The organism is Marseilla massiliensis (assembly GCF_016899855.1).
Lineage (GTDB): Bacteria > Bacteroidota > Bacteroidia > Bacteroidales > Bacteroidaceae > Prevotella.
In genome coordinates, this window is sequence record NZ_JACJJG010000001.1 from 138,038 (window position 1) to 164,255 (window position 26,218).

Genomic DNA, 26,218 nt, shown 5'->3' on the forward strand with positions numbered 1-26,218 from the left:
TTACGGTGCTTTATAAGCTTTTCGACCCCTTATTTGAATGTCTCCGTTCGGAGCCTTGGCGGAGAGAGAGGGATTCGAACCCCCGGTGCCTCTCAGCACGACGGTTTTCAAGACCGTTGTAATCGACCACTCTACCATCTCTCCTTTGTCGGGAAGACAAGCTTTGTGTTCAAAAGCGAGTGCAAAGGTAGCAACTTTTCCTGACACATCCAAATTTTTTTGTAGTTTTTTGCATTTTATTGTGTCGCAATATATATAAACAGGCATTTCAAGTTGACTTTTCCGATATTACACAACCGAAAATCTTATATAGCCATAACGCCGCTATCCAGTCGGTTGAAATTACGCATCTGACGACAGCCAATAGCATACCACTAACGCGGCAGGCAAAAACCGTAAGTTTTCACACCGTTTCTCCTTACTGTTACAGCCATGACGGACTGATATTTTTATATCCTTTAAGCAGAACGAGCGACTTTACTTACAAAATAAAAAGCCACCGATTGGAACGTAAAAGACGGCCCTTTACAAGATGAAAGACGGCCTTTTGCTTTGCATCCGGCGGCCTTTTATTTGGCAGAAGATTAGGTGGTTCTGTCCGAAATAGCAATTTTTACGGCCAAACATTTTGCCGCAAGCCCGTTTTTTGCTACCTTTGGCACTTATAATAATAGGCATGAAGGGTTGCGGCAGACGCGCTTTACGGAATCTTCGACATGCCATGCGCCGATAATAAGACCGGCAGTGCCCATTTTGCCGACATAATGTCATGGAACAGATAATAAAACACTTTACCGACGACGACCTGTACAAGTTCACCATGTGTTGCGCCGTTATCGACAATTTTCCGCGTGCGCAGGTGAAATACACCTTTACCGACAGGGACAACACCGTATATCCGGCAGGCTTTGCGGAAGCTTTGACCGAACAGATAGCCATGCTCGAGGACTTGAAAATCACCGACGACGAGATTGACTTCATGCGCCGCAAGTGCAGTTTCATACCCGGATGGTTCTACAACTACCTCAAGGGCTACCGCTTTAACCGCCATTGGAGCAAGGCGTGGCAGGACGACGAAGGCCACCTGCACGTCGAGTTCGAAGGCAGCTGGGCTGATACGATACTCCTCGAAGTAAAGGTCCTTGCCATCATCTCCGACCTTTATTACGAGATGACTGGGCAAAACCGCCTGTTCGATTACGACGCTTACTACGACAAGACATACCGTAAGGCCGAACGGCTGTTGGGCGCCGGGTGCATATACAGCGACTTCGGCACTCGCCGCCGGGCGTCGTTCATGGCCGAGGACACTGTAATCAGGGCCATGAAGGACTGCAACATGAGCCGCGAATGGCCGGGGCGCTTTGTCGGTACAAGCAACATCTACCTCGCCATGAAGTACGACCTTCTGCCTATCGGCACCATGGCCCATGAGTTTGTATGCGCCATTGGCGGCATGTACGGCCCGCAAATGGCCAACAACATCGCCATGAACTCATGGCGAAATACATTCCGCGGAGCGCTCGGGACATACCTCTACGACAGTTTCGGATGGGATATCTTCAGCCTGAATTTCTCCGAAGACTTCGCCAACCTGTTCAAGGGCCTGCGCGTAGACAGCGGCGACAACTATGAACAACTTATGCTCATAGTGGACAAATACCGCTCGTTCGGCATCGACCCGAGAACGAAACAAGTGATATTCAGCAACGCACTCGACACTGACAGCGCCATAGAAGTACAGCAATTCGCGAAGGATTACTGCCAGCCATCGTTCGGAATAGGAACCCACTTTACCAACGACTTCGACGGAGTGAAACCCCTCAACATCGTGATAAAGCTCGTGGCAGCCAAAATAACGGAATCATGGACGTTTTACAACGAGACCTGCAAGCTGAGCGAAGACGAGGGCAAACACACGGGAAGGCCCGAAGTCGTGAAACGGTTTATGCAAGCTCTCAATATCAACAGCTGAACATAACGTGCCGGAATATAACAAAATGGCGGACTGCCCGGATTCAGCAGTCCGCCATTTTGTTATTTGTCATTTACCGCAACACGGCATTTCCACTCGTCACGAGTCATCCGCATGAAATGCTCCGTACGCATATCACCGAGCGGAGACATCTTCTCCGGCTCGGTATGATGGAACTTAAAGCCGCACTTTTCCATCACGCGGCGCGACTGGCGGTTGCCGTCGTAGTATCCACACCATACAGCTGACAGGTTTAAGTCGGCAAAACAACGATGCAGCAGGCAGTCCACAGCTTCAGGAATAAGCCCCTGTCCCCAATAGGGCACGCCTATCCAATATCCGATTTCGGCTTCACCGGCTTTCATTGCCGCGCTGTGCATGCCGTCAGCGAACATTATGCCTACGCTGCCTACGGGTTCGCCAGTCTCCTTTAGCACTACGGCGTATGTTTCAGGAGCGGCGAAGACGGTGCGTATTATTTCGCGACTATGCTCCACCGAGGTATGCGGCGGCCATCCTGCTATCGGCCCGACATCAGGATGACTGGCGTATTTGTACAGAGCTACGGCGTCGTCCTCGCGCCATCTTCTCAGCACAAGCCGCGCGGTTGACAGGCAGACGCTTGTCTCCAGCTGCTTTCTCATCTTGTAATTAGTAAGGTATAATTTGCAGGCCCTCGCCTTTTGCTCTTTTTCAACGACATAACCTCTGTGCCTGAAAAACGGCAATGCCGTTACGCTTACGTCCGATGTTACCTCCGTAATGCCACGGCTTCTTGCGTGGGTCTCGACAACAGACAACAATGACGAGGCAACACCGCAACCCTGGCAGTCCTTGTGCACGAACATATAGTCAAGGTAGCCGTCATCGGTCATGGCCGCAAAACCGACTATCCGCCCGTCGCCGTCAGTTGCCACGATAAAATATAATTGACTAACAAGCTCGCTCCATCCCACCTTACGCTCGCCGCACGAAGCCCAGTCGGCAGCCTCTTCAGGCGAATAATCGGCAATGTTGACATTCATTATCGTATCGGCGAAGAGCGACTTGATTTCTTCAACGTCGGCCAACGAAGCCCTGCGGCAAGTTATGTCCATATCTACAGTTTGGTTACTTCGCGGCGATTATATTATAATAAGGATAAGGTATCTCGATGTTTTCCTTGTCGAAACGTTCCTTTACGGCCTTCAGCAAGTCGCACTTCAAGGCGAATGCCCCGCCGAACGTAGCCGCCCAGGCGTATGCCCTCAATGTGATAGCCGAGTCGCCGAGGTTGGTAACGCGCACTACAACCTGCGGAACACCGTTCTTTTTTTCTTCCTCCGTACGGTGGTCAAGCAGTCCCGGGTGCTTCATAACCTCGTCACGCATTATATCAATGGCACGGTTAAGGTCGACCGTATACGACACGCCTACCTCTACGAAAGCGCAAGTGGCCGTATCACCGTAGGATGAGTTGATGATGGTACTCGAGTTGATTTTATTGTTCGGGACAAGAATCATCCTGTTCTCGGCGTCACGTATAACCGTATGCCGCAATGTTATCTCCAGCACCGTGCCCTTTATTACGTTGTCAACCTCGATATAGTCGCCGAGCTTGAACGGATGGGAAAAGATTATAAACAGCCCGCCAACAATGTTGGACAAGGCGTCCTGCGAAGCCAAGCCCACGGCCATAGCCATTATTCCGGCACTGGCCAGGATGGAGTTGCTTACCTTCTCCATGCCGGGTATGAGCGAAAGGAAGCCTGCAATACCGATTATATATATCGTCGTGACCACTATCCGCTGCATGAAGCTTACCTTTGTGGCATCAAGTATGAGCTTGCCCTGCCGCCTCAGTGAACGGCGGAAAAAGTACTTGGTTACGCCGGTCAGCACCCGCACGAAGAGGTATATGACCGTGCCCTTTATCAAAAAAACTATTATCCAGCGCAGCGAAACGCCGAATATCACAGTATTCATCAGTTCGTCCATCGTTAAAACGCTTTATTCCATTACGCCACAAAGTTAGCAATTATTTCCCATACGGCAAGGGCTATGCCGTGTTTTTGCAGGAATACGGCACATGGCAAAACCCCGGAAGCATGCACGCGGCCATACTCAAAGCCCCTACCCCGACACAAGTAAACACCCATCGGCAGCCGACTCAAGGCACACAGGCGGCCCGCCGTTGGCCCGGCTGTAACTCACTGATAATCAGAGGCATTGCGAAAGGCCGTCTTTCGGGCGGTGAAAGGCGGCCTTTTACAATCCAAAAGACGGCCTTTCGCAGTGCGATTTACCGCATACAGGAAAACATGCGGCCACCGGATTGTTCGACAGAGAGCCACGGACATGATTAATAAAAGTGTAAAAAATTTGGCTCGTAACGATAAATGAATTAAATTTGCAAGCAATATTGACACACAACCGAATGAGCACCGACAACTTAACGCAAATACTAACCGGTACGATTGACCGGCTGTCAAGGCAAGAGTCGTTGAAAGAACTGTTCCACCAGCACCGCGACGGCGACCCGTTACCTTCAGGCAGGGCACTAAAAGAGATTATCGAACTGGCGCGCTCAATACTCTTTCCGGGCTTTTTCGGAAATTCCACAATAAACACCAGAACCCTCAAATACCACATAGGTGTGGACATCGAGAGGATGCACAAGCTGCTGACCGACCAGATCCTGGCCGGGCTATGCTTCATGGACAACGAATGTCCGCAAGCCGACTGCCCTCCGCTATACCGCAGGCCGCAGGCCGAAGAGATAGCGGCCAGGCTCATTGAGCGCATGCCCTACATACGCGACATTCTCGCAACGGACGTTGAGGCCGCCTACAACGGTGACCCCGCCGCCGAAAGCAGAAGCGAGATAATAGCCTGCTATCCGGTAATACGGGCTCTGGTAAACTACCGCCTTGCACACGAGCTGGTGCTGCTCGGCGTGCCGCTAATACCGCGTATCATAACGGAAATGGCCCACTCGGAGACAGGAATAGACATACACCCCGCAGCACAGATAGGCCACCACTTTACCATTGACCACGGCACGGGCGTAGTAATTGGCGCGACCTGCATTATCGGGAACAACGTCAAGCTATACCAGGGCGTCACCCTGGGCGCCAAGAGCTTCCCGCTTGACGACAACGGGAACCCTATCAAGGGCATACCCCGCCACCCGATACTCGAAGACGACGTGATAGTGTACTCCAACGCGACTATCCTCGGGCGCATAACAATAGGCAAAGGATGTGTTGTAGGGGCGAACATCTGGGTTACGGAAGACATGGAACCGATGACGAAAAAAGTAAAACGTAACGTAAAAGAATAAGGAGACAAGCCGTAACAGGGCGGCCCGCGCACACGCGACAGACAAAAAAGGGACTAAGAACGCTTACGACAAACGGCAGTACATACACCCACATACACATTTACCGTAATTCTCCAATACTAAAAAAACGAATAATCACAAAATAAAATAATGGAACAAGAATTTGAACTCATCGCCAAGACATTTATGGGTCTGGAGCCCGTCTTGGCCCAAGAGCTAACTCAACTGGGCGCAAACAACGTACAAATAGGACGACGGATGGTGTCGTTCACGGGCAACAAGGAAATGATGTATCGCGCTAACTTCCAGCTGCACACGGCAATAAGGATAATAAAACCCATCAAACACTTCAAGGCAAAGTCGGCCGACGACGTGTATGAAGAGGTGAAAAAGATAGACTGGAGCCAATACCTTGACTCGAAAAAAAGCTTTGCGGTCGACTCCGTGGTGTTCTCTGACGAGTTCCGGCACTCAAAATTCGTGTCTTACAAAGTAAAAGACGCCATCGTGGACCAGTTTCGCGAGAAGACAGGACAGCGTCCCAACATATCTGTGGCCAACCCTGACATACGCCTTAACATGCATATTGCCGAAGACCGTTGCACACTATCGCTCGACTCGAGCGGCGAAAGCCTGCACCGGCGCGGCTACAGGCAGGAGTCTGTCGAGGCGCCTCTCAACGAAGTGCTCGCAGCGGGCATGATTCTCATGACGGGATGGAAAGGGGATACAGACTTCATCGACCCCATGTGCGGTTCCGGCACACTGCTGATCGAGGCTGCATTAATAGCCCGCAACATGGCACCCGGAGTGTTCAGGAAAGAATACGCGTTCGAGAAATGGCCTGACTTTGACGCAGAACTCTTCGACCATATCTACAACGACGACTCACAAGAACGAGAGTTCAGCCACCACATCTACGGCTATGACGTAGACATGGCAGCCGTACAGACTGCACGGCTTAACGCGCGCGCGGCTGGACTGACAAAAGACATAACCATAGAACAGGCCGACTTTAAAGACTTTAAGCAACCTGCTGATAAAGCTATAATGGTTACCAACCCGCCTTATGGTGAACGTATATCCACACCAGACCTGCTCGGAACGTACCGCATGATAGGCGAAACGTTGAAACGCCAGTTCAAGAACAATGATGCATGGGTACTAAGTTACCGCGAAGAATGTTTCGACCAGATAGGCTTGAAACCATCAATCAAGATTCCGCTTTACAATGGCTCGCTTGAATGCGAGTTCCGTAAATACCAGATTTTCGAAGGAAAATTAAAGGATTTCCGCAGCGAAGGCAATATCCTCAAGACCGAGGAAGAGAAAAAGGCCATGGCCGAAAAACACCGCTTCAAGCAGAACCGTGACTTCAAGAAACGACTCGATGCAGCTGAAGAGGAAAACGAAGAGGGTGACATCCGCACGTTCAAATTCCATAAATTCGATTTCAACAACCGTGATGAAGACCGTAGGGAACGCCGACGTGCCGACCGTGAACGCCGCTCGTTTGAAGACCGCAAGGGTGGATATGACCGCCGCGGAAGCAAACCTTCAAGAGGAGGCAAAGACAGAAAAGACTTCGGGAAAAAAGGAAGACGTTATGAAGAATAAAGGTTTTAAGATATTTAATCGTGGCGCCTCACTATGCGTTATGGCGCTGTTAACAATGTTATCCATCATGACCGCCAGCGCCCAGCAGAAAGAGTTTACGTTAGAAGACCTTAACTTCGGCGGAAACAACTACCACAACATGACACCCAAGAACAGGTATCTAACGTGGTGGGGCGACCAGCTTGTACGCCTTGACGTAGAGGAATGCAGCATTGTAGACAAGAAGACAGGCAAGGAGAAGCCGCTCTTCACCGTTGACGATATCAACAAATGGGCCGGAACAACGGCCGACAGCGCCAAAATATACCATATGTTTTACGCTTCTTTCCCCTATCCGGACAAAACATTGGTGCTTGTAAACAGGAAAGGCGAACGGCTGCTCATTGACTTCAAGGCGAAAAAAACAGTATGGAGACAAAACACCGAAGGTGAAACTCATGAGGAGTGGAATCCTGCTTCACGTGCGGTAGCATTCGTAAAGGATGACAATCTGTACGTTACCGACGCTGAGGGCAAGACCCGTCAATTAACCACCGACGGAAGCCACGACATAGTTTACGGACAAAGTGTACACCGCGACGAGTTCGGCATATATAAAGGTACGTTCTGGAATCCCGACGGAATGAAGCTGGCCTTTTACAGAATGGACCAGAGCATGGTTACGGATTACCCTCTCGTAAATGTCGACACGCGCATTGCAACGGAAATACCGACCAAGTATCCTATGGCGGGAGAAACCAGTCATAAGGTCACAGTAGGTGTATATGATCTGGAAACGGGCAAGACCATTTACCTGAAAGCTGGCGATCCTACCGACCGTTACTTCACAAACATCGCGTGGAGTCCAACCGGCGAACGCATATATATGATCGAACTTAACCGTGACCAAACCGACATGGAACTGGTAAGTTACGACGCAAACACAGGCGAAAAACTGTCAACCTTGTATAAAGAGCACCACGACAAATACGTTCATCCAGTCAATCCGATAACCTTCTTGCCGTGGGATGCGGACAAGTTCATACTTCAAAGTGAGAAGGATGGATATAACCACTTGTACCTGTTCAATACAAACGGCGAACAGTTGAAGCAAATCACAAGCGGCAAATGGGTTGTGCTGGACCTTATCGGATTCGCTTCAGAACCAAATGAAGTACTGATTTTGTCTACAGAAAGCAATCCGATACAAAACAACATCTACAAAGTCAACATCGAAACAGGCGAACGCACCCTGCTCGACAACGGTCGCGGATGCCACGCCGGCACATATGGCCCTGGTGGACACCGTGCCCCTGCCCTGTCATCCACCGGCAGATATATGTATGACAGTTATTCAGAACCGGACGTTCCACGTAACATTAACATCATAGACATTGAAAAGGGCAAGAGCATTAGCTACTTCAAGGCCGAAGATCCATGGAGCGGATATAACGTCCCTGAATATTCATGCGGCACGATAAAGGCTGCCGACGGAACTACAGACTTATACTACCGTATGGTAAAACCTGTCGGATTCAACCCTGGCAAGAAGTATCCTACCGTGGTTTATGTATACGGCGGTCCCGGCACACGCAACGTAGAGGCACGCTGGCACTACGCAAGCCGCAGTTGGGAGACGTACATGGCGCAAAAAGGTTACCTGCTGTTCATCCTCGACAACCGTGGTTCATCCGACCGCGGACGCGACTTCGAACAGGCAACGTTCCGTCATTTAGGCGTAGAAGAGATGAAAGACCAGTTAAAAGGAGTTGAATACCTGAAGTCACTTGCCTACGTTGACACGACAAGAATGGGTGTTCACGGCTGGAGCTTCGGTGGATTTATGACAACATCGCTAATGACCACTTATCCAGATGTATTCAAGGTTGGTGTTGCCGGAGGCCCTGTTATAGACTGGAAGTGGTACGAGGTGATGTACGGCGAGCGCTATATGGACACGCCGCAGGCTAATCCGGAAGGCTACGCCGAGACAAGCCTCATCAACAAGGCAAAGAACTTAAAAGGCAAATTGCAGATTATCATTGGCACGGATGACCCGACTGTTGTACCGCAACATGCCCTCTCGTTCATAAAGAAATGCAATGAAGTAGGCACACAACCTGACTTCTACGTATATCCTGGCGAAGGACACAATATGATGGGACACCAAAGCGTCCATCTGCACGAAAGGATTACGCAATATTTCGAGGATTACCTGAAGTAAGAAAAAAAATAAATAAAAAGACTACTTAGCTTTAAGATTATGAAAATATTACTATTGGGAAGCGGAGGACGCGAACATGCGTTGGCATGGAAGATTGCACAGAGCCCTAAAGTGGACAAGTTATACATAGCACCTGGAAACGCAGGAACGGCGGAGGCTGGCGAAAATGTAGAAATAAAGGCTGACGATTTCGAGCGGTTAAAAGACTTTGCCGTTGCCAACGGTGTAGATATGGTCGTAGTCGGTCCCGAAGATCCACTGGTCAAAGGCATTTATGATGACTTCAAAGCTGACAAGCGTACGACCGGAATACCCGTTATCGGGCCGTCAAAGCTCGGCGCGCAGCTTGAAGGCTCAAAAGACTTTGCCAAGGGATTCATGCAACGCCACAACATTCCGACGGCAAAATACAAGACGTTCAACGGCAATACGCTTGACGAAGGACTGCGTTTCCTCGAAACACTGCAGCCGCCTTATGTACTTAAGGCCGACGGTCTGTGTGCAGGCAAGGGAGTGCTTATCGTACCGACTCTTGAAGAAGCTAAGAAAGAATTACGCGAAATGCTGGGTGGTATGTTCGGAAACGCATCGGCAAACGTTGTCATCGAGGAATTCCTTAGTGGCATTGAATGCTCTGTGTTCGTGCTTACAGACGGTAGGAACTACAAAATCTTGCCGGAAGCAAAGGACTATAAGCGTATCGGCGAGCACGACACGGGGCTCAACACGGGCGGAATGGGCAGCGTAACGCCTGTACCGTTTGCCACAAAAGAGTGGATGCAGAAAGTTGAAGACCGTATAATCCGTCCTACCGTAGAAGGACTTGCCGAAGAAGGACTCGACTACAAAGGCTTCATTTTCTTCGGACTTATCAACGTAGAGGGCGACCCGATGGTCATAGAATATAACTGCCGCATGGGCGACCCTGAGACTGAAAGCGTCATGCTGCGCCTCAAGAGTGACATTGTCGACCTGTTTGAAGGGGTTGCCAACGGCGATCTCGACAAGCGCGAAATAGAATTTGACCCGCGCGCCGCCGTCTGCGTAATGCTCGTAAGCGGAGGATACCCGGAGAAATACGCCAAGGGCTACCCCATAACCGGTATCAACGACGTTGAAGGCAGTATTGTATTCCACTCCGGCACAGCCATTAAAGACGGCCAGACTGTCACCGCCGGAGGCCGTGTCATTGCCGTTAGTTCATACGGAAAAGACAAGGACGAAGCTCTGGCCAAATCATTCAAGGAGGCACAGAAAATCAAATTCACCGATAAATACTTCCGAAGCGACATCGGAAAAGACCTTTAGAAAATTAAGAATTAAGAGTTAAGAATTAAGAAAAACAGCTTTGTCGGCAATCGCGAAACTTTCTTTTCTTAATTCTTAACTCTTAATTCTTAATTTAATAAATGCATGAAAAGACTACAGAACAGGATAGCAGAGAGCCGCTTCGCATTGCCGGTTACCGCCGTATATGCTTTGGCGACGTGGCTTATGTTGTGCGCCACAGGCTGCAGGGAGTACATCGAGCTTGCCATGTTTTCGGTGTCAACATACCTGATGGTCGAGCTCAACAACCGCAACGCACTGATTCGTGTGTACAGCAGGATGGTATCGTGCGCATTTCTCGTGCTCGGCACTATGGCCGCACCGGCCATAGGCTCAATCAACGTGCTCGCCGTACAGTTATGTTTCATCGTTGCATACCTTCTGCTGTTCAGCTGTTACCAGGACAAGAGGGCGCAAGGACGCATGTTCTACGCGTTCACCTGCATAGGCATTGCCAACATAATATTCCCGCAGGCATTGTTCTTCGTGCCCGTGATGTGGATATTGACAGGCACAAACCTCATGGCATTCAGCGGGCGCAACTTCTGGGCGTCGATAATAGGGCTTACGGCACCGTATTGGTTTCTCGCCGGATACTATGCCATAACGGGCGACTTCAATAACATTACATCACACCTGAACGTGCCGATATGGAACGTCCCGCTTGAGCAGGCGGCAAGACTGCTCGAACCGGAAGTCGCAGTACCGTTGGGCTTCATACTCCTTATGGCCGTCATTGGTACAATACATTTCCTGCGCAACAGTTATATGGACAAGATACGAACGCGCATGATTTACGAGTTTGTCATAGTCATGACGGCATTCACCACCGTATTCATTGCCCTGCAACCGCAGTACGCAGAGATTCTTACAGGCATACTGATGATTAACTCCGTGGTATTGGCCGCGCACTTCATCGCCCTTACCCATACAAAGGTCACCAACATTGCCTTCTGCGTGCTTGCGCTGGCGGCATTGGCAGCTACGGCCTTCAACTTTATCTGCAATTACGTACCACAGGCAAACAACCTTAGTCCATGGAGTCTCTGATTGAAATACTAACCGACTACGGATACATCGGCATGTTCATATCCGCCTTTCTTGCCGGCAGTATCTTTCCTCTCAGCAGCGAACTGGTAATGCTCGGCCTCCTGGCGGCCGGACTTGACCCATGGCAACTCGTTGCCTACGGCACCATTGGCAACACGCTCGGCAGCATGTTCAACTATTGGATTGGCTCATTGGGGCGTATCGACTGGATTGAAAAATACCTGCACGTAAAGAAAAAAGAGCTTGACCGCGCACAGCGCTTCCTCGCCGGACGCGGAGCGTGGATGGGATTCTTCGCCTTCCTGCCGGTAATCGGCGAAGGCATAACCATAGTATTGGGACTTATGCGCGCCAATGTCATACTGACAACCGTCAGCGTAACCATCGGCAAATTTGCCCGCTACGCCCTACTGGCGCTTGGCGTAGACATCTTTGTATAGCGCCAGCACGTGACATGCACATCCACGTGTATTGCACAGACAGGTTAGAGTGCAACCGCAGAAAAAGCATGTAAAGTACGTATTTTTTTGCCCGACGTCATGTTTTGTCGCCATAACGGAGTATTTTCGCTCCAAATAATAGACGATGACAAACCATAAAACGCCAACAACATGAAAAACAAGAAAAGTTCAAAAGGCCAAGCATACCTGGCCATGGAGCAACGCCGCAACGCCATGTACGCCATGCTGTCGAAACTCAACTCAAGCAGGGTTGTGCCAGGCGAAAGCGTTGAAACAGACTACAATGACTGTAACAACGACAACAACTACGGGTATTGCGAGCGGCACGACACGTCGTGGAACGACTGCTATCACGACCATGAGTACGACCACGATGACGACAGGGAGGACTATGACTATTGACCGCTGACGCCATCAGAGGCACGCACCAATGCAAAAGGTGGCCCTTCGCATTGTAAAAGGCCGCAAAACGGAAGCTAAAAGACGGCAAACGACAATGCGAAAGGCCTTTAGTCCGTATAAATCCGCCATGCGGAATAAAGAACATATAACAATATTACGCCGGCTCAGAACTGCCATAACCTGCATTATACCGAGGCTGTCGCTGTTAAACCATGCCTTCATCTCACCGTTGGCGGCGTTGCTTATAACATTTATACTGCCCCGCCTGACAGGCAGGCAGGCTTTAAACCGCCACGACAAACATCAAATAAAAGTCACGATTTACGTCGTTCCACACGGCAAAAAGGATATTTGCAAGACCAAACTTGCGCTTGCACGAGAAACGACACAGCAAAAAGACGCATGACTGTTTCGGGCCCGACATTACCTAACCGACAATATCTATCACCTCCAAATCATCCGGAACATACACCGTTCCGTTGAAATTGCGCCGTACTTCTTCGGTATATCTGGCCTTACGCTCCAGCAGGTTAGTGTCCTCCGTATGGTAGACAACGAGATTCTTCACGTTCAGCCGTCCGGCGCTTTTGCCTGCGTCGAGCGCCGTACTGTGGCATTTAGCGTACGGCCTGAACCGTTCGCGGTCGGCATACAGGCAGAACGCCTCGGCCATAAGCCAGTCAGCACCCTCGGCATACTTGCCCTCCGTATCGTTATAAGGTTCGTCGCCGAGGCAAACGAGGCTTACGCCACCCGGCAATATGGCACGGAAACCAAACTGTTTCTCCTTTGTAGAATGCACGTCAAAAACCTCAACGCCGATATTCCCTACGCAAAATCCGTCGCCATCACGTAACTCATGAAGGAATATCGTATTGCCCAGACATGCAAGATAAGGGCCGGGCAGGGTGTTACGGCATATCCAGTCGAGCACGCCCAGCACCTTGTCATGACCGTAGACATTAAAAATCCCATCGTACAGGCCGTCAATAATACGGTGGGCAATCATCCTGACCACCCATACAGCGCCAAGAACATGGTCCGTATGTGCATGCGTCACGAACATATCATGAATGTCATTAATGCCTACACGCGCCTTCTCCAATTGTGTCAATATGCCGTTGCCGCCGCCAGCGTCCACCAACAGCCGTGCTCCCCCTGCCTCAACGACAAAGCAGGTGTTGTAACACCGGGTGGCTGTTGCCTCACCCGTGCCGAGCATTATTATCCTACCGCTATCCATCTGTCCGCAAAGGTACTCAAAAAGGCGGAAACCAGTAAAGGCATATGACGAAAAATAGCATCATTTACGCACCGACCGGGTTACTGAACTTGCGCAAAATATCGCATAATATGTAACCAACTGGCATACAACTGATTACGGCACAACGACGAATAATCAAAAACTTTTCTTCAACAACACATCATGCTATTTTCCAAAAGACGGCTTTTTGCAAGCTAAAAGGCCGTCAATCAGGCAGCAAAATACGGCCTTTCGCAACGCAATTGACGGCCTTTTACAAAAGACTTGTCCAACAACCGGCAGACAGCATGCCTGCAACTAAACAGCAAACACCAATCTGCTCGGTTTCATCCATCACCCGTTTCCCATTGATTTAAGCGTTAAAATATAAAAAAACAACCGATACAAATCACAAAGTTTGTATCTTTGCAACTTGATAATAATCACGACGCTTAGATTGAGCAGGAAACAAGAGCGATTAACAATTAATATCACACATAATTGAATGAAACAATTTAAGTTGGTTGACAATATCCTGGGCTGGGTTGCCTTTTTCATCGCGGCCTTCGTATATTGCAGCACCATTGAGCCGACAGCCAGTTTTTGGGACTGTCCAGAATTCATTACAACAGGTTATAAGTTAGAAATAGGCCATCCGCCAGGAGCCCCGTTCTTCATGCTCACGGCAAACCTTTTCTCGCACTTCGCAAGCGACCCGACACAGGTTGCCCGAATGGTAAACACCATGAGCGCATTACTGAGCGCGACGTGTATATTGTTCCTCTTCTGGACCATAACACACCTGACGCGCAAACTGATAATGAAAGACTGGAGCGCGCTCACGACAGGCAAGATGATAGCCATCGAGGCGAGCGGACTGGTAGGAGCATTGATATATACGTTCAGCGACACTTTCTGGTTCAGCGCCGTCGAGGGCGAAGTATACGCCTATTCTTCAGCGTTTACGGCTGTTGTGTTCTGGCTGATACTCAAATGGGAAGACCATGCTGACGAGCCGCACAGCGACCGCTGGCTTATATTGATAATGTATATGACAGGACTGAGTATCGGCGTACACCTGCTCAACCTTCTCTGCGTATCGGCCATCGTGCTTGTGTTCTATTACCGCAAGTTCCCCAACGCCAACCTAAAAGGCTCGCTCATAGCCCTGCTCATATCGTTCGTGCTCATCGCCGCCATACTTTACGGCGTAGTACCGGGCATTGTGACTGTAGGCGGATGGTTCGAGCTGTTCTTCGTCAATACGCTCGGATGTCCGTTCAACACAGGAGTCATAATCTACATCATACTGCTCGTCGCCACTGTGATATGGGCCATCTACGAAAGTTATACAGGCAAGAGCTTCAAACGCAGCAACGTATCTTTCGTACTCTCGGTTGCCATGCTCGGCGTACCTTTCTACGGATACGGATGGTCAGCATTCTTTATCGGAGTGGTGGTGCTGGCCATACTGTGGTTTGTAGTCAACCGCATGATCGGCACAGGCAAAGCAAGGCGGGCACTTGTAAGCGCACGCATAAAGAACACTACATTGCTGTGCATGCTTATGCTGATGATTGGCTATTCAAGCTATGCCGTCATCGTAATACGTTCGTCGGCCAACCCGCCCATGGACCAGAACTCGCCAGAAGATATTTTCACACTCGGCACATACCTTAGCCGCGATCAGTACGGAGACAATCCGCTGGTCTACGGACAGGCATACACGTCGCAAGTGAAACTTGACATCGAGGACGGCATGTGCCGCCCACGCATGAAATATGGCGCACCGATATACCAGCGTAAAGAAAAAGCCTCGCCCGACGAGAAAGACTCTTACTTCATAGTAAGCCGCAAGCGTGACTATGTTTACGCACAAAACATGCTGTTCCCCCGCATGTGGGACGCCGGCCATGCCGAATCTTATGAGAGCTGGATGGGCGGAGTAAAAGGCACGCAGATTCCTTACGACCGTTGCGGAGAACCTGTAACGGTTAAAATGCCGACAATGCTCGAGAACCTTAAATTCTTCTTGTCTTACCAGTGCAACTTCATGTACTGGCGCTATTTCATGTGGAACTTTGCCGGACGCCAGAACGACATTCAGGGCAACGGCGAACCTGAACACGGCAACTGGATTACAGGTATCTCATGGTTTGACAACCTACGACTGGGCGATCAAAGCAAACTGCCAGACGACTTGAAGAACAACAAGGGACACAACGTGTTCTACGGCCTGCCTCTATTGCTCGGTCTGCTCGGCCTATTCTGGCAAGCTTACCGAGGACAGCGTGGCATACGCCAATTCTGGGTTGTATTCTTCCTTTTCTTCATGACCGGTCTCGCCATCGTTCTGTACCTCAACCAGACACCTATGCAACCTCGCGAACGTGACTATGCGTACGCCGGCTCGTTCTACGCATTCGCCATCTGGTGCGGCATAGGCGTGGCTGCAATAATCGACCTGCTGAAGAGATACGTAAAGATTAACGACACCGTACTTGCAAGCGCAGTCGCAGTGCTCTGTCTGCTCGTACCCATTCAAATGGCAAGCCAGACATGGGACGACCATGACCGCAGTGGACGCTACGTATGCCGCGACTTCGGACAGAACTACCTCATGTCAATGCAGGACAAGGGTAACCCGATAATATTCACCAACGGTGACAACGACACCTTCCCGCTATGGTATAACCAAGATGTTGAAGGCGTAAGGACTGATGCGCGAGTATGCAACCTAAGCTATTTAGCGACAGACTGGTATATCGACCAGATGTGCCGCGAGGCATACGACTCTCCCTCTGTTCCGATAACATGGCCACGACTTGACTACTGCTCGGGAACCAACGACTATATAGAAGTTGTGCCAGAGGCAAAACAACAGATACTCAATTTCTACAAGACCAACCCCAACGAGGCCAAAGCTACCTTCGGCGATAATCCGTTTGAGGTGAAGAACATCATGAAACATTGGGTTCGCTCTAAAGATCAAGAATATCATTTCATACCTACGGACACACTCTATATCACCATCGACAAGGAGGCCGTAAAGAAGAGCGGCATGATGATGGCTGCCGACTCAATACCCGACCGCATGGTCATTTCGCTTAAAGGCAAGAACGCTCTTTACAAGAATGACCTGATGATGCTTGAAATAATCGCACAATGTAACTGGACACGTCCGGTATATGTTGCGTCGACTGTCGGTTCGGATAATTACATGAATCTCGGCGACAACTTTGTCCTGGAAGGCCTGGCTAACCGTATTACTCCGTTCACGACCAATGTTGCCGGAGCAAAGAACTTCGACTCAGAACGCGTTTACCAGAACATGATGACCCGATTTAAATTCGGCGGAGTAGACAAGAAAGGCATATATCTTGACGAGACGGTAATGCGCATGTGCTATACACACAGGCGTCTCTTTGCACAACTTGCACTTACGCTCATTGCCGAACGGAAGAACGACAAGGCTGCAAAAGTTCTCGCTTATGCAGAAAAGGTATTGCCGACGTATAACGTGCCGGTCAACTACCTCAGTGGCGGTATTGACATAGCCAAGGCATACGCCTACATCGGCAATAAGGCGAAAGCGGCTGAATATACAAAAGCAGCCTTTGAAAACGCCCATCAGTACATGATATGGTACAACTCGCTGAAAGGAGGCCGATTCACACAGGCACAACAAGATTGCATGATGCATATTTACGTCATGAGCATGTGCGTTGACACGGCAGAAATGTTCGACAAGGCACTTGCGAAAAAACTTGAAGCTCAGTTGAATGCCGACGTGTCCGCATTCCACGCCAAAGGTGGAGTATTACCACAATAAGTTTTATAAAGAGTAAGGAGGGAAGCCGTATTAATTTAGATACGGCTTCTTTCCTCACTCATTTTAATACTTGAACAATAATAAACTCTAAGGAAAAGATAATAAGAGGCATTTTCATGCTCCGCGACTTCTTCCTTATATATTATTACCGGAAATAGGAAATGATTATAGAGCAGCCTGCAAAATGGCTACGCTGGCTTTACCCGCGGGCAACATGGCGTATGGACAAAACCGAGAAAGCCGTGTATCTGACATTTGACGACGGCCCGATACCAGAATCTACGCCATTCATTCTTGAAACTCTCGCTGAATATGGCGCCCACGCAACATTCTTCATGGTGGGCGACAATGTACGGAAATATCCGGATTTGTTCAGGCAAATCGTCGCTGCCGGCCACCAGGTAGGCAATCATACGTTCAACCATTGGGGAGGATTTAAACATACTACAAAAGCATACAGCGAGAACGCAGAAAAGGCTAACCAACTTATACATTCGCACTTGTTCCGCCCGCCACACGGATGGATGCGTATTGACCAGTACATTTGGCTCGGCAGGAAATACCGAATCGTAATGTGGGACCTTGTCACCCGTGACTACAGCAAATGGCTGACGGCCGAAGACGTGCTCAAGAACGTAAAGAGATACACACGTAACGGGTCAATCATAACGTTTCATGATTCGCTTAAAAGCATAGACAAGCTACGCTACGCCTTGCCGGAAGCACTGAAGTGGATGAAAGAACAAGGGTATGAATTCAAGACTTTCGAGTGAACAGATAAAGGCCGAGGCAAATGCTCTCGGCTTTTCTACTTGCGGAGTGGCAAAGGCCGAACCGGTTGACAGCTTAAACGGTGATGTATTCCGCCGGTGGCTTGACTCCAAGGGCTATGCCGATATGGATTATATGGCGCACAACGTAGATAAACGTCTTGATCCACGGATACTAATGCCTGGCGTAAAAAGCATAGTATGCGTGGCACTAAACTACGCGCCAGCAACAAGAATGCCGCAAGGAGAACTGCAAATCGCGGCATATGCTCTAGGCTTGGACTACCATGACATCGTAAAAAAGCGCTTGCATACCCTCGCTTCACGCCTCGGTGTCACCACATATCGCGCTTTCTGCGACACGGCGCCCGTGCTCGAACGGTATTGGGCCGAGCGTGCCGGATTGGGCTGGATTGGGCGCAACCATCAACTTATAATTCCTAAAGCCGGCAGCATGTTCTTCCTCGGTGAGCTCTTCCTCGATATAGAACTCGAATATGACCATCCGGTAAAATCACGCTGCGGCACATGCCACGCCTGCATTGACGCCTGCCCCACAGGCGCATTACGCCGCGACGGAATGTTTTGTTCATCACGCTGCCTGTCATACCAGACAATAGAAAACCGCGGCGAGATTCCACCAGACATTTCAGCATGCATGGGAGACATGATGTACGGATGTGACCGTTGTCAAAATGCCTGTCCATGGAACAGATTTGCAGCCCCGAACAATACACCCCAGCTGCAACCCAAAAACGAATTGCTCGGCATGACACGTACCGACTGGAAAAACCTGACAATAGAACAATACCGAAAACTGTTCAAAGGTAGTGCCGTGAAAAGGGCTAAATATGAAGGACTCATAAGGAACATCAAGTGTATAATTAAGAATTAAGAGTTAAGAATTAAGAAAAAATGCCTTGCAAATAAATAATATAACGTAACTTTGCCAACAAAACATACTTTCTTAATTCTTAACTCTTAATTCATAATTAGAATGATAGGAAAAGACATTGCCATAGCCGCGCTTGTAAGGGCTTTCTTCAAATACTATGTCACAGGAATACTTGAGACACAGACGGATATTGACATACAGGAGCGTTTCGAGCCTAAAAACATCAAGCATGTGATGCTTAACCATTACGAACATATATCCCAACATTTCAATCAAGAAGCATTTTATGCAATATCCCGCATGAACTACGAGGCTGACGAAGTAGAACTGTTAATCAAGGATTTCATAACTCCCGAGACTACAGACATGGATCTCGTACGCTTTGCGTGCCGCACCGACGAACTATATAATGTAATGGTTGAGGAATACAAACGTAACTTCACCAATCTGCTTGCAGGCTGCATCGAGACACAAGAAGACCACGTAAAGTCTTATACCCGTGCACCGTCACTCGGAGAAATAGACATCGACAAAGCCGAAAGCATTATCAACCGCATGGCAACAAGAGCTTACGAATTGGGTAAGGAAGAGTTAAAAGTTAAGAATTAAGAGTTAAGAATTAAGAGAAATAGACCTATTGCATATTTTCTTAATTCTTAACTCTTAATTCTTAATTTTAAAGTACCACCGCCGTTCCGCTGCATGTCACCATCAGCATAGAACCGCCCTGCCCTACCGTCTCATAGTCAAGGTCAATGCCCACAACGGCATTGGCTCCAAGTTCTGCAGCACGTTCTTCCATCTCGCGCATGGCAGACTCTTTCGCGTCACGCAACACTTTCTCGTATGTACCGCTACGACCGCCGAAAAAGTCACGCAATCCCGCCATAAAATCCTTCAGCACGTTAGCGCCGACAATAGTCTCTCCCGTCACCACGCCCTTGTATTCAAGAATGCGGCGCCCATCAATAGTTGGTGTTGTTGATAATAGCATGTTTAATTAGATTAAGTTAAACTAAATATTACTCAATAAAACAATTCTCATTATGATATTTTAAATACTTCTTGTGTGAACTTTCAATATTTATTAAACGTAATCTTGTATTTAATCTTAAAATTTGAATATCAGACTTTGATATAAGTCTCGAAAAAACAGCATTACCATTTAAATCAAAAGTCATGTAACCTAAATCAAACAACTTATCATAATTTGGTAAAAGCAAAAGGCCGTTATAAACGTCCAGTCTTTCTTCATTATCCGAATCACGCCATGGTTTTATATGCGAAGCGACCAATATACTAATAAATCGACATGAAGATACGGCACATCCGTGCCAATAATCTATCAAACGTTTACGAAACTCACCTTGCCCAATTCTCGATAAAACAATGGCTTCTTTTTCCGTTTTAAGTAAATCTGTATTATTTTTAATTGCATTAATTTCCGCTAGTACACTATCTTCATATTTTTTACAATAATCTGATTTTAAAAAAGCTAAAAACTTGTTTAATCCTGCACGAAAATCACCCATTGCATGTTTCGTTGAATACTTTTCACGCTTTAAACGAGAAACTTCCTCAAGATTCATTATTTCATCTATTAACTCAGATGTCATATCTGAATCTAATTTGTATCCACATACATCAGTGAGATATTTTAGCCTAGAAATATAATCACAACTGGTTTTCTTTGCTAAACCACCTTCTGTTATCATATAATGATAAAAAAGCGATTGTAATGAATCAAAATCACGAACCATAATCTAATGTTTATCCAATTCATCCATTGCCTCACATAATAAACGTAAAACTACATCATATTCTTGAAGCAAATCATCATCACAAACTGAATCATATTCATCATTAATCAATGAATATGCAGAACTCAATGCTTCATATATTTTTCTTTCATTCATAACTACGCGAATTTACTATAATTTTTAAACAAACTAGCATAAATTGTAAAAAACATATTTTATTTACACAAATAGAATCAACATATATGCATGATTCCTATTTATCAACATTTAGTCTTACAAAAAACATAGGATACATAAATATTTGCCTAAACTTTTTAATGGATGTCCGGTTCCGCCGCCATGCCGTAATTATCATCTTCTATCGGTTTATAATGCACTGTGTGATCTTCAAGGTATATATGGTTAAGTGTAAATTCAAGAGACTTGAGTGTTGACTCACGCCTTGCGGATGACAATTCGCATTCCCATACGGTAATGCAGTGCCAGCCCATATCGGCCAATTTACGTTGTTCTTCCTTGTCACGTTGTTTGTTACGATTTATCTTTTCAGTCCAAAACTCCTGTCTCGTTTTAGGCAAATGGCCTTTCTGGCAGTCATGCCCGTGCCAAAAGCAGCCGTTCACGAATATGCAGGTTCGATATTTACGGAGCACGATGTCGGGATGTCCCGGCAGGCGTGGATGGTTTATCCGATACCTGAAACCATGCGCAAACAAGTATTTGCGTACAATCATCTCAGGCTTGGTATTCCTTGAACGGATAGCCGACATAATCTTACTACGCTTCTCTTTTGAGATTTTCTCCATTCCCGAAAATATTTAAACAACACAACACGCAACACCGCTAAAATCTGAGTTCATTTTTACCTACGTCGCTTTTTACTCCTGAATAGATTGATAATTACCGCTATCGCAAATAGAGGGATAAGCAGCAACGACCACCATCTCAGCACCGATATGACATAAAGTAAACAAAGGATAAATATTACAACCCAAATCATGAATGCAAATATAAGCATTACTATGATTATAGTCAGCCAAAGGCACGGCGTTTTTAATTTTGCATTCATATATTTTAACACTACAGCAACGCCAAAGCGATTTCTGAAAAGCCACCTTTTAGGAGGTAAAACGTGGTCTTTTACAACATGAAAGACCGTTAATCATAAGACAAAGAAGGGGCGTTTTACTGATTGACAATTGACTTGAGTTTCTCTGTCATCCGTCAGTTATGCACTTATCTTATTCATTTTCAGGATTTTATCGGCTGACAGTAATTTACGGCATTACCGTCAGCCCGTGTCAGGCTATGCGTCAGCATGGCTATATCAAGACTCATCGCTGACACTGCCCGACACTTTAGCGGAGATATCTGTCAGCCTGTAAATGATTTATTTTCAGTATGATACGGACGCAACTGACGGCTGACAGATATGCTCTAAACTTTTATTCTTTTTATCATATAGCAGGTTCCATGCTCGGTGTGGCGTCCTTTATATCCGCATGCCTTCAACCTGCGGCCTATCTCCACGGCGGTAACTCTTGACGGCGGAATGTCAGGACACTCTCCGCATACAACCGCCGCTATCTCTGATGCCGTCAGCTCTTGCGCGGCCTCGCCCTCCTCGGGCTGGCGGAACATCGACTGAAGAACCTCGTCAATGTTGTTATGACGCAAGAAACGGCGGTTATACTCCATCAGGCGGAGTTCTGCCGTGGTGTCAAGATAGTATGCGTAGCCGTGGCGTATCTCGCCGACGAGTTGGGCATAAAGCTGGTCGTAGGCTACGGGCGATGTGAAGTCAATATCACCCGTTATGTTGGCGCAGATAAAGCGGCGGCTACCGGTAGGATCTGTCAGCGGACAAGGACTGTTGGTGGTGCCGATGAAGCTGGCATAACGCCGCTCGGTTGTAAACGTGCGGCCGTAAGCCTTTATGGCGGTAACGTCGCCTTTTGAGAACAGATATTTCATTAACGGTTGGCGACGGGCAGAATAACGGTCGAACTCGTCGATGTTGATAAGGGCGAAGCTCGACAGGCCAAGCATTACGGCGTTGTCGTTCTTGAAGTCTATACGGTCGTTCTGGTACGGCTGTAATGACTCCGGCAGGATTATTTTTGTAAACGACGTCTTGCCGCAACCCTGCCGCCCGATGAGCAATGGCACAAGGGCGTTGCCATGGTTGCTGTCGAGCCCCATCCAGTGAGCCACCATTGAGCGCATCCACACTGAGAAGAACTCTGTCCAATAAGGATTGTCAGTAGGCACACGAGCGGCAAAAGCCTTGAGGCGGTCGCGTCCGTCCCACTCCGGAAGCGAGGCGATATAATCGTTAACGGGGTCATACGGCTCAACCAGTTCGGAGTTGACACGCTCCTTGATGTCGCGCGCCCACACACGTATGCCCTCACGCTGGGCCATAGTCGCAATGGCGTTGATAACCTCCTGAGTCACGGGGCGATAGTATGTGTCGTAAGCTCCGAGTGGCTTGTACTGGGTAACGCCGGTCAACACGTTGCGGCGCAAACGGAAACGTTTACGCATGAAGTGGTCGGTCTTCATCGCCGTGAGCGCCGGCAAAGGGACGTACGCCGTTGGATTTGCGTGAACAAGATTGTTGCCGTAGGCCTGGTTGAAAAGCAACGTAATGAGCTCGCCGTCACGGTTGATAAGGTCGAGCGTCATGGCACGGTCGACACACATCTGCTGTGGCAATCCAGAGTGGCGGCAATAACGGGCGAGCAAGGATATCGCCCTCTCCTCAAAGAGGGCATCGTCAAGACTTAATCCTGAATCAAGCACGCTGTCCCAACACGAATAGAAGATGTAACGGTATGCCTCGTCATGCGACTTACCCGGCAAGGGCGACTCGTCAACGTCCCGGACATCGGCCGCACGATATGCCGCCACAGGCTTTGACAGGTCAACAGTGAACGCCACTGCCCCAGGGGCGTAATATACACCTGCATCGGCGCTCATCAGGCACATCGTATCGTCCGCCTGAACCTGCACGTGCATGTTGACTCCCAACTGCGACGAATAGACATAATGCAGGCGACGCACGCCTTCAGTCATCATCCGAACGTATGCGGTTGCGTCAGAATCAGACACTCCATCATGCGCCACCACACGGCACACAACCTCTACAGAACGGCCGTTGGCACCGACAAAGGCCATCATCGTAAACGGCTGACGCGCAGCCTCGTTACGCAGGGATACAGCCGTTGGGAAGTCGGCAAGGTTGTCTATCTCAAGTAATACAAGTCCATTACGCCCCACCAAACGCCGCACGCCACCCTGGCGACGGTATTCGGAGGCGAAACACAGGCGCGGAATGCGGTTATCCGCCGTATCGACAGCCCACTGACGCGCCTCTCCGCCACGCCCGACAGACAACATCCGCGGCGACGCGCACCGGTAGTCGGATATTGCATCTGCATAATCACCGTCACGGATAATACTCACCAACTCATCTACACCGCAAGCCGTAATGCGCTCGCCGTTAAGAAAATTCTTGAATACGCTTACTTTCATGTTCTTAGTTCTTAAATAGTTACCACACAAGGAGATACAGGTTTGCCGGTTATCGCCTCACTTAATTTGGCAAAAGTATAAAACATGAACTTACCGTAAAAGAACGAACGCAATATAAAATGCGGTATATTTTAAGAGTGAATGACAATCAAAAATATTTTGCTTGAAAAGAATATGAATGTCCGCATTATGCCAACGACAATGACAATATTAAAGGATTAAACAGACAAAACAAACCGTCACTCCGAGTCAAGCACGAAATGACGGTTTGCCTTGTTGATTTAGATTGGAATAATGACATCCGGCATTATGAGGATATCCATAAAATATAAAAAACTTACATCATCTCCTCGACAACCTTCATTATCTGTTTGCCGAGCGCATCGGCCTCTTCCATCGTTTTAGCCTCGCTATATACACGGATAATAGGTTCGGTGTTTGACTTACGAAGATGAACCCACTTATCTGGGAAATCTATCTTAACGCCGTCGATATCGTTCACCTGCTGATCGGCGTACATATCCTTTACCTTCACAAGTATCGCGTCGATGTCGGTCGAGGGAGTAAGGTCAATACGGTTTTTCGCTATAAAATAATTGGGGTATGTGGCACGCAATTCGCTCACCTTACACCCTTTATGCGCCAATGACGAGAGGAATAATGCTATGCCGACAAGCGCGTCGCGGCCATAATGGCATTCGGGATAAATAACACCGCCATTGCCTTCGCCGCCAATCACGGCGCCCACTTCCTTCATCTTGGTAGTAACGTTCACTTCGCCAACGGCAGCGGCCGTGTACTTTCCGCCATAACGTTCGGTCACGTCACGCAGGGCACGCGTACTGCTGAGGTTACTTACCGTATTGCCCGGGGTATGGCTGAGCACATAATCGGCAACAGACACAAGCGTATATTCCTCGCCGAACATACGGCCGTCCTCACAGATAAAAGCAAGACGGTCAACGTCCGGGTCAACTACGATACCGAGGTCGAATCCACCTCCACGCATCCGTTCCATTATGCCGCCGAGATTCTTCTCAAGAGGTTCTGGATTATGGGCGAAATTACCATCGGGAGTTCCGTTTAAGACCTCATACTCAACTCCAAGATCCTTTAACAGATCCGGCAAAATAACTCCGCCTACACTGTTTACCGTATCTACGCATACTCGGAAGCGCGCATTCCGCACAGCCTCAACGTCAACCAGCGGCAAAGCCAGAACCGCATCGATATGCTTGCGGTTATATGTTTCGTCAAGCTCGTACTTGCCGAGAGTGTCAACATCTGCGTATATAAAGCTTTCTTTTTCGGCTATGGCAAGCACTTCGTTACCGTCTGCCTTGCTGAGAAATTCACCTTTATTATTCAACAACTTGAGAGCATTCCACTGGCGCGGGTTATGGCTGGCCGTAATTATTATACCACCGTCTGCCCCAGACATTGTAACGGCAAGTTCGGTAGTCGGAGTAGTGGCAAGACCGATATCAAGCACGTCAAAACCAACGCCCATAAGCGTACCGCAAACAACATTGCGCACCATGTCGCCGGAAATACGTGCATCACGGCCTACAACAATCTTCCCCCTGCAGCCTGCCCCACCCTGCTTACGAATGAACATGGCATAGGCAGTGGTAAACTTAACTATGTCAAGCGGATTAAGCGTGTCACCAGTATGTCCGCCAATTGTACCACGAATACCAGATATTGATTTTATTAATGTCATAATATGAGAATTAAGAGTTAAAAATTAAGAGTTAAGAATTAAGAGTTAAGAATTAAGAGTTAAGAATTAAGAGTTAAGAATTAAGAGTTAAGAATTAAG

The 26,218-nt window shown here is 48.3% G+C and carries 22 protein-coding genes, 1 tRNA gene and 1 pseudogene; 12 read left to right on the top strand and 12 right to left on the bottom strand.

Going from position 1 to position 26,218, the window contains the following annotated elements:
- Window positions 1-56: 56 nt before the first annotated feature.
- Window positions 57-144: transfer RNA gene (locus H6A34_RS00640), tRNA-Ser, on the bottom strand.
- A 625-nt stretch (window positions 145-769) separates the two neighbouring features.
- Here H6A34_RS00640 and pncB point away from each other — a divergent pair.
- The gene (gene pncB / locus H6A34_RS00645) at window positions 770-1,975 is read left to right on the top strand and encodes a nicotinate phosphoribosyltransferase (protein WP_021947110.1); all 1,206 of its coding nucleotides are present in this window, start codon (window positions 770-772) and stop codon (window positions 1,973-1,975) included.
- A gap of 62 nt (window positions 1,976-2,037) precedes the next feature.
- Here the strand turns inward: pncB and H6A34_RS00650 are convergent, their stop codons facing one another.
- The 3 genes and pseudogenes from H6A34_RS00650 to H6A34_RS00660 all read right to left on the bottom strand — a co-directional run bounded on the left by H6A34_RS00650 (window position 2,038) and on the right by H6A34_RS00660 (window position 3,952).
- The gene (locus H6A34_RS00650; RefSeq protein WP_205102859.1) at window positions 2,038-2,619 is read right to left on the bottom strand and encodes a GNAT family N-acetyltransferase; all 582 of its coding nucleotides are present in this window, start codon (window positions 2,617-2,619) and stop codon (window positions 2,038-2,040) included.
- A 12-nt stretch (window positions 2,620-2,631) separates the two neighbouring features.
- Window positions 2,632-3,072: pseudogene (locus tag H6A34_RS14860) on the bottom strand (GNAT family N-acetyltransferase); the annotation flags it as partial.
- A gap of 13 nt (window positions 3,073-3,085) precedes the next feature.
- The gene (locus H6A34_RS00660; protein WP_205102815.1) at window positions 3,086-3,952 is read right to left on the bottom strand and encodes a mechanosensitive ion channel family protein; all 867 of its coding nucleotides are present in this window, start codon (window positions 3,950-3,952) and stop codon (window positions 3,086-3,088) included.
- Window positions 3,953-4,391: 439 nt separating this feature from the next.
- Between H6A34_RS00660 and H6A34_RS00665 the strand changes: the two genes are divergently transcribed.
- The 7 genes from H6A34_RS00665 (at window position 4,392) to H6A34_RS00695 (ending at window position 12,359) form a co-directional block, all read left to right on the top strand.
- Window positions 4,392-5,297, top strand: coding sequence for a serine O-acetyltransferase (locus tag H6A34_RS00665; RefSeq protein ID WP_205102817.1), 906 nt, complete (start codon window positions 4,392-4,394; stop codon window positions 5,295-5,297).
- Between the two features lie 150 nt (window positions 5,298-5,447).
- Window positions 5,448-6,914 carry a THUMP domain-containing class I SAM-dependent RNA methyltransferase gene (locus H6A34_RS00670; protein WP_021948688.1) on the top strand — a complete coding sequence of 489 codons (1,467 nt, stop codon included), beginning with the start codon at window positions 5,448-5,450 and terminating at the stop codon, window positions 6,912-6,914.
- Window positions 6,904-9,117, top strand: a complete 2,214-nt coding sequence (locus H6A34_RS00675; RefSeq protein ID WP_205102861.1) for a S9 family peptidase — start codon at window positions 6,904-6,906, stop codon at window positions 9,115-9,117. Before H6A34_RS00670 ends, H6A34_RS00675 begins: the two co-directional genes overlap by 11 nt.
- A 39-nt stretch (window positions 9,118-9,156) precedes the next feature.
- Window positions 9,157-10,425 carry a phosphoribosylamine--glycine ligase gene (gene purD, locus H6A34_RS00680; RefSeq protein ID WP_205102819.1) on the top strand — a complete coding sequence of 423 codons (1,269 nt, stop codon included), beginning with the start codon at window positions 9,157-9,159 and terminating at the stop codon, window positions 10,423-10,425.
- Window positions 10,426-10,530: 105 nt separating this feature from the next.
- Window positions 10,531-11,496: a hypothetical protein gene (locus tag H6A34_RS00685; RefSeq protein ID WP_205102821.1), complete on the top strand. Its 966-nt coding sequence runs from the start codon at window positions 10,531-10,533 to the stop codon at window positions 11,494-11,496.
- Complete coding sequence (locus tag H6A34_RS00690; RefSeq protein ID WP_021948684.1) at window positions 11,484-11,936, top strand: YqaA family protein; 453 nt, start codon at window positions 11,484-11,486, stop codon at window positions 11,934-11,936. The genes H6A34_RS00685 and H6A34_RS00690 overlap by 13 nt, the downstream gene beginning before the upstream one ends.
- Window positions 11,937-12,107: 171 nt before the next feature.
- A complete protein-coding gene (locus H6A34_RS00695) occupies window positions 12,108-12,359 on the top strand; it encodes a hypothetical protein (protein WP_205102823.1) in 252 nt (83 codons plus the stop codon).
- Window positions 12,360-12,786: 427 nt separating this feature from the next.
- On the opposite strand, the gene H6A34_RS00700 is transcribed toward H6A34_RS00695, so the two are convergent.
- Window positions 12,787-13,602 (bottom strand): MBL fold metallo-hydrolase, encoded by an 816-nt coding sequence (locus H6A34_RS00700; protein ID WP_205102825.1) that lies wholly within the window; start codon window positions 13,600-13,602, stop codon window positions 12,787-12,789.
- Window positions 13,603-14,107: 505 nt separating this feature from the next.
- On the opposite strand from H6A34_RS00700, the gene H6A34_RS00705 reads away from it, so the two are divergent.
- From H6A34_RS00705 to H6A34_RS00720, 4 genes are all read left to right on the top strand, one after another.
- The gene (locus tag H6A34_RS00705) at window positions 14,108-17,434 is read left to right on the top strand and encodes a protein O-mannosyl-transferase family (RefSeq protein ID WP_205102826.1); all 3,327 of its coding nucleotides are present in this window, start codon (window positions 14,108-14,110) and stop codon (window positions 17,432-17,434) included.
- 161 nt (window positions 17,435-17,595) lie between these two features.
- The gene (locus H6A34_RS00710; protein ID WP_205102828.1) at window positions 17,596-18,207 is read left to right on the top strand and encodes a polysaccharide deacetylase family protein; all 612 of its coding nucleotides are present in this window, start codon (window positions 17,596-17,598) and stop codon (window positions 18,205-18,207) included.
- Window positions 18,185-19,099 (top strand): tRNA epoxyqueuosine(34) reductase QueG, encoded by a 915-nt coding sequence (gene queG / locus H6A34_RS00715; RefSeq protein ID WP_205102830.1) that lies wholly within the window; start codon window positions 18,185-18,187, stop codon window positions 19,097-19,099. Before H6A34_RS00710 ends, queG begins: the two co-directional genes overlap by 23 nt.
- A 102-nt stretch (window positions 19,100-19,201) precedes the next feature.
- Window positions 19,202-19,708 (top strand): hypothetical protein, encoded by a 507-nt coding sequence (locus tag H6A34_RS00720; protein ID WP_205102832.1) that lies wholly within the window; start codon window positions 19,202-19,204, stop codon window positions 19,706-19,708.
- A 67-nt stretch (window positions 19,709-19,775) separates the two neighbouring features.
- On the opposite strand, the gene H6A34_RS00725 is transcribed toward H6A34_RS00720, so the two are convergent.
- From H6A34_RS00725 to glmM, 7 genes are all read right to left on the bottom strand, one after another.
- Window positions 19,776-20,093, bottom strand: coding sequence for a heavy metal-binding domain-containing protein (locus H6A34_RS00725; RefSeq protein ID WP_021948367.1), 318 nt, complete (start codon window positions 20,091-20,093; stop codon window positions 19,776-19,778).
- Between the two features lie 28 nt (window positions 20,094-20,121).
- A complete protein-coding gene (locus H6A34_RS00730) occupies window positions 20,122-20,859 on the bottom strand; it encodes an HNH endonuclease (RefSeq protein WP_205102834.1) in 738 nt (245 codons plus the stop codon).
- 3 nt (window positions 20,860-20,862) lie between these two features.
- Window positions 20,863-21,015 (bottom strand): hypothetical protein, encoded by a 153-nt coding sequence (locus H6A34_RS00735; protein WP_205102836.1) that lies wholly within the window; start codon window positions 21,013-21,015, stop codon window positions 20,863-20,865.
- A 158-nt stretch (window positions 21,016-21,173) separates the two neighbouring features.
- A complete protein-coding gene (locus H6A34_RS00740; protein ID WP_205102838.1) occupies window positions 21,174-21,665 on the bottom strand; it encodes a very short patch repair endonuclease in 492 nt (163 codons plus the stop codon).
- A 72-nt stretch (window positions 21,666-21,737) separates the two neighbouring features.
- Window positions 21,738-21,899: a hypothetical protein gene (locus tag H6A34_RS00745; RefSeq protein ID WP_205102840.1), complete on the bottom strand. Its 162-nt coding sequence runs from the start codon at window positions 21,897-21,899 to the stop codon at window positions 21,738-21,740.
- A 397-nt stretch (window positions 21,900-22,296) separates the two neighbouring features.
- Window positions 22,297-24,396: a VapE domain-containing protein gene (locus H6A34_RS00750; protein WP_205102842.1), complete on the bottom strand. Its 2,100-nt coding sequence runs from the start codon at window positions 24,394-24,396 to the stop codon at window positions 22,297-22,299.
- A 337-nt stretch (window positions 24,397-24,733) separates the two neighbouring features.
- Window positions 24,734-26,119 carry a phosphoglucosamine mutase gene (glmM, locus tag H6A34_RS00755; RefSeq protein ID WP_205102843.1) on the bottom strand — a complete coding sequence of 462 codons (1,386 nt, stop codon included), beginning with the start codon at window positions 26,117-26,119 and terminating at the stop codon, window positions 24,734-24,736.
- Window positions 26,120-26,218: the final 99 nt, after the last annotated feature.